This is a genomic window from Clostridium sp. KNHs216 (assembly GCF_006714885.1).
Classification (GTDB): Bacteria; Bacillota; Clostridia; order Oscillospirales; family Acutalibacteraceae; genus Caproiciproducens.
Map to the genome: position 1 here is coordinate 1,193,615 of NZ_VFMF01000001.1, position 11,984 is coordinate 1,205,598.

Below are 11,984 nucleotides of genomic sequence, written 5' to 3' on the forward strand. Positions count from 1 at the left end.
TCAATTTTTTCAAATCTATTCTTCCACAAACAAAGGGGTAAACCGGAATTCCGTACAGTCCACCAGCCCCCTGTCGGTCAGGCGCAATTCGGGCAGGCAGGCAAGCGGGATCAGCGCCATGGTCATAAAGGGAGAAACCATGCTGCACCCGATCTTTTCCCACGCCTCGCTCAGCTTTCCGACGATTTCAGCCATTTCCTCCACCGGCTTGTCGTTCATTAGGCCGGCGATCGGGAGCGGAACCGTCCCCAGAACCTTGCCGTTCTGCACGGCGGTCATTCCCCCGCCGCACGCGATCAGCGTATTGGCGGCCAGCGCCATGTCCTCGTCGTTGGTGCCGATCACCAGCAGGTTGTGCGCGTCATGCGCCACGGTGGAAGCCATGGCCCCGCAGCGAATACCAAACCCTTTGACAAAGCCGAAGCCGACCTTTCCCGTTTCATGGTGCCGCTCAAAGACCGCCGTTTTCAGGACGTCCTGTTCAACGTCGGAACCGACCCGCCCGTTCTCCACTCTGAGTGAAACATGCCGTTTGTAGGAACCAACCCTGGCGGGGATCACTTCAATGACGCGGGCGGTCACCCGGTCTCCCTTCGCGGGAATGGCAAAGGACTCCGGCGTAATGGGATTTTTGATATGCATGGATTCCGTCGCCCATTTCGGGTAATGATAGGGCGGAAGCTCCGCGGCAAGCCTTCCGTTTTCCGCCGCAACGGCGCCGTTGATCAGCACCCGTGTGACGTCCAGCTTGTCCAAGCTGCCGATAAAAACAATATCCGCGCATTTCCCGGGCGTAATGGACCCCAGCTCATGGTCCATCTGAAAGCACTGGGCGCAGTTGATGGTGACCATCTGAATGGCGATCATCACATCGATTCCCTCTTCCACCGCGCGGCGGACGATGTGGTCCAGATGCCCCTGGCTCAGCAGGGTGTGCGGATGGGTATCGTCGGAAATCAGCACCCCGAACCGGGTATCGATTTGATTTTCGGTAATGCTCTTCGCCACCTCATGAAGGTCGCGCCACGCCGAACCTTCCCGCAGCATGGCGTACATGCCGAGCCGCATCTTCGCCAGCGCGTCCTGCGCGCGGGTGGACTCGTGGCAGCAGCGCACGCCGGAAGCAATATAGGCGTTCAGCCCGCGCCCCGTCTCCGGCATGGAGTAATGGCCGGTCACGATCTTGCCCGCCCTGAGCGTTTCGGCGACCTCGCCGTGCATCTGCGGGTCCGCGTTCAGCACGCCCGGAAAATTCATCAGTTCCCCAAGGCCCACCACGCTGTCCCACCGCATGGTCTCGGCGATCTCCGCCGGGCCGATGGAGGAACCGGTATCCTCAAAGCCGGGAACGGCGGGAACGCAGGCAGGTGTGGTGACCATTGTTTTCAGCGCAGTCCTTTTGGAGTCCTCGATCATGCAGGAAACCCCGTCCAGGCCGAGGACATTGCAGATTTCATGCGGGTCCATATAGATTCCCACCGTGCCGTGGGGAATGACCGCCCGGGCGTATTCCCCCACGCTCATCATGGAGGATTCCACATGGATATGCCCGTCCAAAAATCCGGGGGCGATATACTGACCGGCTGCATCCAGGACGGTTGTGCCTTCTCCGATGCAGTGCTTCGCGTCGCCGACAAGGGCAATCCTGCCGCAGGAAATGGCCACGTCGGTATCCGGCAGAATTTCCCCGGTACAGACATTCACCAGCCTGGCGTTGATAATCACGGTTTCCGCCGGAACGGCGCCCTGCGCGACCGCGGCAAGCGTCCTGCCGGATTCCCACAGCGGAGAAGTACAAAACTTGTTAATCATCACAGCACCCCTTAATCTGTTTTTCATTCTATATTAAACGTCATCAAAATGCCTGTCAAGCATCTTTTACTGCCTTAAAATAAAAAAGACGCTCCGCAGCGGTCAAAAGCCGCCGGAGCGTCCGTTCTTCACAGGGAGAGATCAGGGGTTGGTCCCGCCGAATTTTTCAGTGTAAGCGTCGATGCTTTCCTGTACAATCCGTTTTGCGTCCTGCACGCTGCGGATGTAGTCCACCGCGGTGGCCTTGCCCTCCAGCTCCTTATACACCGCAAAAAAGTGAATCATTTCGTCAAAAATATGTGAGGGCAGCTCGTCGATGTTCCGGTATTCGTTGAAGGTCGGGTCGCCGAACGGAATCGCGATGATCTTGTCGTCCACGAATCCCCCGTCCTCCATGGAGATCACCCCGATGGGGTAGCAGCGCACCAGAGAGAGCGGCTGAATGTCCTCGGAACAGAGCACCAGCACGTCCAGCGGATCGTGATCCGCCGCGTAGGTACGCGGAATAAAGCCGTAATTCGCCGGATAATGCGCGGAAGTGTACAGGATACGATCCATGGAGAGAAAGCCAGATTCCTTATCCAGCTCATATTTTGTCTTGCAGCCCTTGGGAATTTCAATCACCGCGAAAAAGCTGTCCGCATGAATTCTGTCCTGAGAAATCTCGTGCCAAATATTCAAAAAAGTCCCTCCTGCATATTCAATTTTCTGATTTGTAAATAAAAAAGCCGACAACCCGCTGTGCATACCACAGAAGTCATCAGCTTAAAAAGCAATTTTAGCGTTCGCTACGGGAGAACTTCATTCCCTGTTTTTATTATAGCACAATGAAAAACATCCTGTCAATAAATAGAAAAAAGAGAAACGGCAGAAGCCCCTCGAAGGATTCTCATTCCTGCTCAAACCACCGTACACAGTCGCGCCCTTCATTTTTCGCCAGGTACAGCGCCTTGTCCGCGCGATTGATCAGGTCGTACAGGTTCACCAGCTCCTTTTTCCCTTTCGCGACGCCGATACTGACCGTCACACGAATATCGTCGTGGCCCTCATAGGAATAGCTGCAGCTTTTTACTTCCCTGTTCAGCTTTTCCGCCAGCCTGCTGACGGACGCCTTTTCCATATCCTTGAGGAAAATGAGGAATTCCTCGCCGCCGTAACGCCCGACCACCGCGCTGACCGGGATACACCGTTTGCAGATATTCGCAATATTTTTAATGATTTTATCCCCGAACAGATGGCCGTACGTATCGTTGATGGTCTTAAAAAGATCGATGTCCAGCATCATTGCGTAAAAATCGCAGCCGGCTTCTTTGGCCGAAATATATTCCATAATGCCGAGCTTCATCAGCTGCCTTCGGTTGTAAATACCGCTCAGCTCGTCATACAGGGCAAATTCTTTGATTTTTTCATAGGATTTTGCGTTTTGAAGCGCTAAAATCGACTGCTCCGTATAGATATCCACCAGTTCCAGATCGCCGACAGAAATCTCCCTGCTTTTGCTGACAATCATCTTTATAACGCAGAACAGATTTTGATTATAATAAAGAGGCTTTGCAATCAGGCTTTTCCCCTCCTTGTCCCGGGTGTAAAGATCGTGCATGCGAACCTTTTCGCTGCCGTTTTGGCTCTCGGACCGATTTTGATCCCTGAGGACGATTTTTCCGGAATGCCTGCGGCAGACCACTTTTTCATGATTCCGTTTGGTCACGATGTAACCCAGGTTCTCATTCACCCGCAAAACCATGACGGCGCTCTCAAATTCGATAATCTGATATAGATTTTCCAGAATGCTGACCAGAAGGTCCTCGGTTTCCAGAGCCGAAACCATCGCTCTCAGCCCGTTGTTCAGTTTTTCCGTAATGCTCCTTTGCTTCATTTCATATTCCAGCTTCAGATTTTTGATTCTGACCTCATTCACCAGCTTTTCGTTCAGAAGGTCGCTTTCCCTGAATCTTCCCACCTGCAGGAAGACCTGAATGAATGTGACGACGAGCATTGCAATCGGAGTGTAGTAAAGGCTGATTTCGGTAAGCCCGTTATTTTTCAGGATATCCACAACGGACAGGAAAAACAGGAGCAGGACGCTCAAAAGGTTGATTTCGGCGCTTTCGTATTTTTTTCTCATGGCGCGCACCAGTGTCACAAGACAATTGGCAACGGCGACGGGAATCATCGCTTCCAGCAGAACAACGGGATAAATCATATACCGGGCCGGGAGAAAAACGCCCACAAAAACAATGGCGAACACCGCTGCTCCGCTGACGCGCATAAACCTCCTGCTCGACAGTCCTTCATACTGATAGTAAAAGAACAGGCACATCAGCTGGATCACCAGGAAATTGACCAGGTACAGTTTGGTGTTGAATTCAAAATTGATGCCAGGGAAAATCTTATTGAAATAGCACTCGCCGTAAAGCAGCGGACGCAGGGAGATGGCCGCTGCAAAAAGCGCCAGACAGATATGGGCCTTATCGTGGGAACGCACAAAATACAGCAGAAGGAAAAACACCGCCATTACAAACAGGGATGAAAAGAGAAAGGTGTCCATAAACAGGCCCTGATCGCCCAGCCGCTGGATCTGCTGCTGGGTTCCCACCACAACGGGAATCGTCAGTCCGGAACGGAAATAATCGAAGTTGGAAACCTCTATCAGAATTTCTGTGTCCTCCCGCTGCGTCTGAAAGAAAACCGACTGCGTCGTCCACTCCGGTCTGGATTCCGCCGCGTTTTTCCCGACCCGTCCGCTTTCGAAACGTACGTTTCCGTCGATCCACAGCCGGTAGGAAGAACCGATCTGGGGAATTTTCACCCCAAGAAAAAGGCCCTTCCGTGCTTTCAGCACCACCCGGTAGACGGCGTATCCCTCCTGTGAACAGGCTTGATTGTCCGCATCACGGTACGCCGTCCAGTTTGCGGGAACCTGAACCAGCTGTTTATTGTCCGCATCCGTTATTTTTCCCTGCGGGCTTACCTGCCGTCCCCAATAAAACTCCCATGCCCCGGTCATCGGAACAGGTGAGGAAAGGCCGACGCTGCCGATATCCAAAACGCCGTTCGAAACAACATTCCCGCGCCGGCCGGTCCCCGAAAAGACCGAAAGCAGAATCAGGCAGAAGGATACAATCAGCAGCCCGTCGGCAAATTTGATAAACCTTTTCATGGATACCCCCCAAAAACACAAAAACCGCCGGCCGGCACCCGGCCGAAAATCGAACCGCATGGTTTTCGGCGTTACAGTATCCGGTTGGTATATTACTGCAAATGAATGAATACGACTCTGCTATATGTACTACAGCATTTCCAGTGAATCTTCAACAAGGTTGTGTTCCTCCCCCGCCTTCGGCGGGGGAGGAACACATTTTGTCTCGCAAGCTGAAATGGAATTGCCATAAAAACATCTATATTTTAGCACAGATTTCTTTCAATAACTATATCAGGTCTTAAATTTGTTAAAATTTTCCATTTTTGATCCTGCGTTTTCTTTATGTATTCAGCATTGCCAGTGGATTACGCAACGAGGTTGCGTTTCTCCCCCGCCTTTGGCGGGGAGAAACGTGTTTTGTCTCGCAAACTGAAATGGAATTGCTGTAGATCGGACAAACGCTGAAAAGAAAAGAGACGGAAATCCGATTTGGAATTTCCGCCCCTCCAAGCTCGTATTTAATTTTCAAAACTTGAGAATCAATGAGTTCAGCCAAACTTATCTTTGGGTCTTCATAAAGGCATTACTGCACGGATCATGATAGGTTCCCAGACTGATCTGTTCAACTTAACCATCTCCCAATATTCATGATTAAATCTTTGCTTGCCAATCTGTTTTTTTAAGGGGTACTGATTCACCAGGAATCATTCAATGTACCCAGGACTTATTATGTGCGCCCGACTCGTTTTTATTCCGCTGTCCCGAAGAGAAATTAATTCCCATAAGTGGAAGCTTTTGCAAATTTTCTTTGAAACGCTTTCACGATTTCCACAATCGGAATCACCGAGAAAGCAAGCAGCAGAGCGACCGAATACTCCAGCAGGGAGATTTCTTCAAACTGGAAAGCGAACGCCAGAGCGGGGATATAGATCACGGCCGTGGTCAGCAGCAGCGACACGAGCATGGCACCGATCAGGTATCCGTTCTGTTTCCTCATGCTGAAAATCGAATGGCGCTGGGAACGCATGTTGAAGGAGTGGAAAATCTCCGCCATCGACATGGTCAGAAAAGCCATGGTCATGCCGTCGGCGCTGTTGGTGATTTCCCAGATTCCGGACTCGAGAAAATGGCCGATGAAATACGCGGACAGGGTGACGATCGTAACCAGAACCCCCTGATAGGCGACATCCGTGCCGAGTCCTCCGGCAAAAATGCCGTCGCGGGGATTGCGGGGACTGCGCTGCATGAGGTCTTTCTCACCCTCCTCCATCCCGAGCGCCAGAGCCGGAAAGCAGTCGGTAATCAGATTGATCCAGAGCAGGTGCACTGGCTTCAGAATGACAAAACCCAAAAGCGTGGCGACAAAAATGGAAAGCACTTCGCTCAGGTTGGAAGCCAGCAGAAACTGAATGGCCTTCCTGATATTGTCGTAGATTCTTCTGCCCTCTTCCACCGCGGAAACGATGGTGGCGAAGTTGTCGTCCGCAAGCACCATGTCCGCCACATTTTTGGTGACGTCGGTACCCGTAATTCCCATGCCCACGCCGATATCGGCGCTTTTGATCGACGGAGCGTCGTTGACGCCGTCGCCGGTCATGGCGGTAATCATCCCGTTGGTTTTCCACGCGTTGACAATGCGGACCTTATGTTCCGGCTGGACTCTGGCGTAAACCGAATAATTCCCGATGGTATCCTTCAGCTCGTCGTCGCTGATTTCGTCCAGCCGGGCGCCGGTAATCGCCTGAGACTCATCCGTGATGATTCCGAGCTGGGTCGCAATCGCCACCGCCGTATCGCGGTGATCGCCTGTGATCATGACCGGGCGGATTCCGGCCTCCCTGCACTCCTGAATCGCGTCCACAACCTCGGGACGGATGGGGTCGATCATTCCAGTCAGACCGATCAGGGTCAGGCCGTTTTCCAGATCGGACGGCTCAAAGGAATCGGGCATGCCGTCGTATTTTCTGAATGCCGCGCAAAGCACGCGCAGGGCCTTGCCCGCCATCGCCTTGTTCTGCGAGTGGATCTCCCCGTGCAGGGCCTCCGTCATCGGAACGACCTGGCCGTTTTTCAAAACATGGGTGCATTTTTTGATGACCTCGTCCGGGGCGCCCTTCGTATACTGGATATAGCTTCCGTCCGCGAGAGAATGAACGGTGGACATCATTTTGCGCATGGAATCGAATGGTGCTTCACCGACGCGCGGATTCGTCTTTTTCAGCTCGTTTTTATCGAGCTTCAGGCCGGCGGCATAGCTGACAAGCGCCGCTTCCGTCGGTTCCCCGGTAACTTCGCCGTCTTTGCCCAGCTCGGCGTCGCTGCACAGGGCCATTGCGGTGGCAAGCAGCGGCTCGTCTTCGGCGTAATGCTCCACAACGGTCATTTTGTTTTGTGTCAGAGTTCCGGTTTTGTCGGAACAGATCACCTGCGCGCAGCCGAGCGTTTCCACCGCCGTCAGCTTCCGGATGACGGCGTTTCGCTTGGACATGTTGGTAACGCCGATGGAGAGCACAATCGTCACGACGGTGGCGAGTCCCTCGGGAATCGCCGCGACGGCAAGGCTGACCGCGACCATGAAGGTGTTCAGTACGACCTGACCGCTGAAATCGCCCGATTTAATCAGGCTGAACGCAAAGATGAAAATACAGATGCCGATGACCAGACGGCTCAGGATTTTGCTGAGCTGATTCAATTTGATCTGGAGCGGGGTAACGTTGTCCTTCGCGTTTGCGAGCGCGTCGGCGATCTTTCCCATTTCGGTATCCATACCGGTCGCAACGACTACCGCTTTTCCGCGGCCGTAAACGACGGTGCTGCCCATGTACGCCATGTTTTTACGGTCGCCGAGCGGCACTTCCTTCTCTTTCTTCAGCGTCAGCGTCCGGATGATCTTGTTGACCGGCACCGACTCTCCCGTCAGGGCGGCCTCCTCGATTTTTACGCTTGCGCTTTCAATCATGCGGCAGTCGGCCGGGACGGCGTCTCCCGCTTCCAGCAGAACCACGTCGCCGGTGACCAAATCTTCGCTTTTCATCGTGACGACGCTGCCCCCGCGCAGGACCTTGGAGGTCGCGGCGGACATTTCCTGCAGCGCTTCGATCGCTTTTTCCGCCTTGCTTTCCTGATAGACGCCGAGCACCGCGTTGATCACGACAACGATCATAATGATGAAGACATCCGCAAAGGATTCGTGCGCGTAAGACGCGGTAATACCCGAAATGACCGCGGCGACAATCAGGATGATGGTCATCGGGTCGCCGAGCTGCTGAATAAACCGCCTGAATACGGAAACCTTTTTGCCTTCGGCCAGCTTGTTCTTTCCGTCTCGCTGCAAACGGGAATCCGCGTCGGCCTGTGACAGGCCCTGCGGGCTGCTTTGGACCTGCTCAAGGACCTGATCCAAATCTGCTAAATAGTACTTCATGCGTAGTTTCTTCCTCTCATTCATTCAACTGATGATTATGATATGTATTATAATAAAAAAAACTCATGTACAGCCCATACAAAGCTATACATGAGTCTTGTTCATTAAGGCAAGCCAGACCGAAACGGCCATGCTGTTGACTTGACACATGCGGCGAACCGCATGCAAACTACTCCCTCAAGAGATATTGTTTTTGTGTTTTTTTATCATATCATCTATCAGGCGCTCTGTCAACAGGATTTCATCAACAAATCCCGTAATTTACATGCTTTTAAGCTGAATTTTACAACATTCGGTCGCAGAAAAAAAGGAATTGACAGCGGCTAAGGAAATAGTATAATTTGAATATATTTCAGCGGAGAAGGAACAGGGAAACAGAAACGAAACACAGGAATGAGGAATGGAAGATGAAGATCAAAAAGGCCGCCCTCATCGGAATGGGTGCGATTGGCACCGTTTATGGGAAATTGCTGCACGACCGCTACGGCGCCGATTTTGCCGTGATCGCCGGCGGAGAGCGGAAAGAAAAGCTGAAAGCAAACGGAATCCGGTTTAACGGCAATGTGTTTTACCCGCGGGTGCTTTCGCCGGGGGAGCAGAGTTTCCCGGCCGACCTCGTCATTGTCAGCGTAAAAAACGACCAGCTGAGCAAAGCGCTGGAGGATATGCGCAGCTTCGTCGGTGAAGGCACCGTAATTCTTCCCCTTTTGAACGGAGTCACCGTCAGGGACAGAATCCTGTCGGTCTTTCCGGACAACCGCGTCTTTTACGGGCTTTCCATTTACATAGACGCGGTGCGAACCGCCGACGGCGTGCAAAACACTGTGGACGGCGTGATCGATTTCGGGGACGCGGACAACACGGTTCCTTCGCCGGAGGTGACCGCAGTCAAAGATTTTCTGGCCGCGGCCGGGATTGAATGCGAAGCCCCTTCGGACATGATCCGCACCGTATGGAAAAAGTGGATGCTCAACGTGGGCTGCAACCAGGTTTCCGCCATCACCGGCGCGCCCTACGGAAAAATGACCGGCATAGAAACCAACGGAATCCTTTTTCATGAAGCCATGATGGAGGTCGTCGCCCTGGCAAAGGCCCTCCAGATCGATTTAACCGAACAGGACGCCCTCGAATACGAAAATCTGATGTCCACGTTTTCACCGCTGGGGAAAACCTCCATGCTGCAGGATGTGGAGGCAAAGCGGCGCACCGAGGTGGATTATTTTGCCGGTACCGTCGTGGAACTGGGCCGGAAATATCAGGTTTCCACTCCCGTCAATCACGTTTTATACTGTATTATCAAATCCATGGAACAGCTTTACTGAGTATTTTGCGCATGGCGGCAACCGTTATAAAAACATTGATAAAAAAATTCAGGACATCAGAAAGTGAGTGAAGCTATGGAGTATCGAAGGGCGACGATCCACGATGTTGGCCAGCTGGCAGGAATCAGAGTGGAGATGCGAAACGAAAGGGAAAATCCTCAAAATTCCGGCACCGCCGAATTTTACGCGAACACCTATCGGTATTTTGAACAGCATCTTGCAAACGACAGCTTTGTCGCATGGGTTGCGGTTCAGGACGAAGAAATCATCGCGACCAGCGGAATCGTGTTCTATTCGATTCCCCCGGTCTATTCCAATATTACGGGGTCGGTGGCGTACATCATGAACATGTATACGAAACCGACGCACCGGAACAAAGGGATCGCTTCCGCTCTTTTAAGCCGTCTGCTGGAGGAAACACGTGCCAGAAACTGCACGAAAATTACGCTGAACGCTTCCGAAATGGGAAAGCCGCTGTATGAAAAATACGGTTTTCAGGAGGCAAAAAATAATATGGAGTATTCTCTGAGCTTTTGATCGGTATCGGTCGGCCGGAGAAGCTCTTCCCGCAAAACGGCGCTGATTCCAAGAGGAATCAGCGCCGTTTTTATAATGCTTTCAGACGGTATCCTTCTGTACGGCCCGTATGTTCCCGAGAAGCTGAGAAAGCATTTCCTTGAGACGAAGGGCCTCTTCCGGAGCAAGGCCCGTAGAGCAGAACATTTTCTGAGGAAGGTCCAGAAAATGTTCTTTGAGGCTTCTGCCCTTTTCCGTCAGACAAACCTGTACACTCCGCTCATCGCGGGCGCTGCGCACGCGTTCGACGAGTTCCAGCTTTTCCAGCTTTTTCAGAAGCGGGGTCAGGGTGCCGGAATCCAGAAGCAGCCGGCTTCCCAGCTCCGATACGCTGAGATCGTCCTTTTCCCACAGCACCAGCAAAGTGATGTACTGCGTATACGTAAGTCCGTACGGTTCCAGGTACGGCTTGTACAGACGGATCACTTCCTTTGAGCACGCATAAAGCGCAAAACAAAGCTGGCTGTCAAGCTTTAACAGATCGTCGGGCCGCACATCCAAATTACAAACACTCCTTAATTGCGGATTCCATTTCCTCGGGTGTCGTTGTCGGTTCAAAACGTCCGGCAATATTTCCTTCCCTGTCAATCAGGAATTTCGTAAAATTCCATTTGATGGAGCTGTCGTTGAACTCTTTTCCGTATTTCGTTTTCAGCATCAGTTCCAGCGTCCTGTTTTTTACGCCCTTTCCAAACCCTTCAAAGGTTGTGTGGCCGGTCAGGTAGCGGAAGATCGGGTCTGCGTTTTCCCCGCGAACGTCAATTTTCACCGAAAGCGGAAAAGTAACCCCATACCGCAGCTTACAGAATTCCTGCACCTCGCTGTTTGTTCCCGGCTCCTGCTCCGCAAACTGATTGCAGGGGAAACCGATCACCGTAAGGCCCTGCTCGCGATAGGCCTGATAAAGCTTTTCCAGGCCTTCGTACTGCGGAGTAAAGCCGCATTTGCTTGCCGTATTGACGAGAACCAGAACCTTGCCCTTTAATTCTGAAAGCGGAACGGTCTTTCCCTCGATCGTCTGAATGGAATAATCATAAATTGTCATAAAGGATCACCTTTCAAATTGTATTTTTTACAATTTGATTGTATACAATTTAATTTGTTTTGTCAAGAGTTAAATTTTTCACCCAGTCCGTCAGGGACTTCCGGGCCTTATCCGGGGAAAGGGGGGTTTTCATGACGGTCTGAAGAAAGAAGCAGCCGGCTGCTTCCCCGCCATGCAGCTTCACTCTCTGCGTCAGGGACTGAAAAACGGACTGCGGCTCATGCTCGTCCGCCTGCGTGACAAATAAATAGACCTTTTTCCCGGAAAAATCCGCCTGTTCCAGAAAGGCATTGACGGCGGGCGTACTCCGGCCCGCCCAGACCGGGCCGCCGAGAAAAACGGAATCATAGCCGTTCAGGGAAAAATCCATCGGCCTGATTTTGCTTTTCAGGCCAAAGACCGCCGAGCATGCTGCCATACCGAAGGATTTCCGCGGTTTTGTCTCTTCGATCCGTTTTAGATCCCCGCCAATTAACTCGGACAGCTCTTTCGCCGCGACCTCCGTGTTCCCTTTCCAGGAATAATAGACAACCAGATTCTTCATCTTTCAGCATCCTTTCCGTATTCTTCTTATTTTGTTCCGGGCTGATGTTTTTTAACCGGAAATTTTCATTAGTGATGGGACTGTCCGGTAAGATTATTTAGATAATAGCATAATTAAAA

General features: G+C 52.1%; 9 protein-coding genes and 1 riboswitch. Of the genes, 2 read left to right on the plus strand and 7 right to left on the minus strand.

Annotation, left to right across the window (positions count from 1 at the left end; genetic code table 11):
• Nucleotides 1-15: 15 nt before the first annotated feature.
• The 4 genes from ade to LY85_RS05785 form a co-directional block, all read right to left on the minus strand.
• Nucleotides 16-1,812, minus strand: a complete 1,797-nt coding sequence (gene ade / locus LY85_RS05770) for an adenine deaminase (protein WP_141825844.1) — start codon at nucleotides 1,810-1,812, stop codon at nucleotides 16-18.
• A gap of 141 nt (nucleotides 1,813-1,953) precedes the next feature.
• A complete protein-coding gene (locus LY85_RS05775) occupies nucleotides 1,954-2,493 on the minus strand; it encodes an inorganic diphosphatase (protein ID WP_141825845.1) in 540 nt (179 codons plus the stop codon).
• Nucleotides 2,494-2,556: 63 nt separating this feature from the next.
• A riboswitch (Fluoride riboswitch) is annotated at nucleotides 2,557-2,630 on the minus strand.
• A gap of 71 nt (nucleotides 2,631-2,701) precedes the next feature.
• Nucleotides 2,702-4,972 carry a diguanylate cyclase gene (locus LY85_RS05780; protein ID WP_185741118.1) on the minus strand — a complete coding sequence of 757 codons (2,271 nt, stop codon included), beginning with the start codon at nucleotides 4,970-4,972 and terminating at the stop codon, nucleotides 2,702-2,704.
• 754 nt (nucleotides 4,973-5,726) lie between these two features.
• Nucleotides 5,727-8,378, minus strand: a complete 2,652-nt coding sequence (locus tag LY85_RS05785; protein WP_185741119.1) for a cation-translocating P-type ATPase — start codon at nucleotides 8,376-8,378, stop codon at nucleotides 5,727-5,729.
• 407 nt (nucleotides 8,379-8,785) lie between these two features.
• On the opposite strand from LY85_RS05785, the gene LY85_RS05790 reads away from it, so the two are divergent.
• Both LY85_RS05790 and LY85_RS05795 read left to right on the plus strand, forming a co-directional pair.
• On the plus strand, nucleotides 8,786-9,700 hold the full coding sequence (locus LY85_RS05790; protein WP_141825848.1) for a ketopantoate reductase family protein: 915 nt from the start codon (nucleotides 8,786-8,788) through the stop codon (nucleotides 9,698-9,700).
• 63 nt (nucleotides 9,701-9,763) lie between these two features.
• Nucleotides 9,764-10,237, plus strand: a complete 474-nt coding sequence (locus tag LY85_RS05795; RefSeq protein WP_141825849.1) for a GNAT family N-acetyltransferase — start codon at nucleotides 9,764-9,766, stop codon at nucleotides 10,235-10,237.
• 81 nt (nucleotides 10,238-10,318) lie between these two features.
• On the opposite strand, the gene LY85_RS05800 is transcribed toward LY85_RS05795, so the two are convergent.
• The 3 genes from LY85_RS05800 to LY85_RS05810 are packed head-to-tail and all read right to left on the minus strand — an operon-like array spanning nucleotide 10,319 to nucleotide 11,865.
• A complete protein-coding gene (locus LY85_RS05800; protein WP_141827992.1) occupies nucleotides 10,319-10,771 on the minus strand; it encodes a MarR family transcriptional regulator in 453 nt (150 codons plus the stop codon).
• Nucleotides 10,772-10,778: 7 nt separating this feature from the next.
• Nucleotides 10,779-11,321, minus strand: coding sequence for a glutathione peroxidase (locus LY85_RS05805; protein WP_141825850.1), 543 nt, complete (start codon nucleotides 11,319-11,321; stop codon nucleotides 10,779-10,781).
• Between the two features lie 49 nt (nucleotides 11,322-11,370).
• The gene (locus tag LY85_RS05810) at nucleotides 11,371-11,865 is read right to left on the minus strand and encodes a flavodoxin (protein ID WP_141825851.1); all 495 of its coding nucleotides are present in this window, start codon (nucleotides 11,863-11,865) and stop codon (nucleotides 11,371-11,373) included.
• Nucleotides 11,866-11,984: the final 119 nt, after the last annotated feature.

Bases quoted from the DNA above. Each gene is read 5' to 3' on its own strand.
- ade (WP_141825844.1), bottom strand. From the start codon at position 1,812: ATGATTAACAAGTTTTGTACTTCTCCGCTGTGGGAATCCGGCAGGACG.
- LY85_RS05780 (WP_185741118.1), bottom strand. From the start codon at position 4,972: ATGAAAAGGTTTATCAAATTTGCCGACGGGCTGCTGATTGTATCCTTC.
- LY85_RS05785 (WP_185741119.1), bottom strand. From the start codon at position 8,378: ATGAAGTACTATTTAGCAGATTTGGATCAGGTCCTTGAGCAGGTCCAA.
- LY85_RS05790 (WP_141825848.1), top strand. From the start codon at position 8,786: ATGAAGATCAAAAAGGCCGCCCTCATCGGAATGGGTGCGATTGGCACC.
- LY85_RS05805 (WP_141825850.1), bottom strand. From the start codon at position 11,321: ATGACAATTTATGATTATTCCATTCAGACGATCGAGGGAAAGACCGTT.
- LY85_RS05810 (WP_141825851.1), bottom strand. From the start codon at position 11,865: ATGAAGAATCTGGTTGTCTATTATTCCTGGAAAGGGAACACGGAGGTC.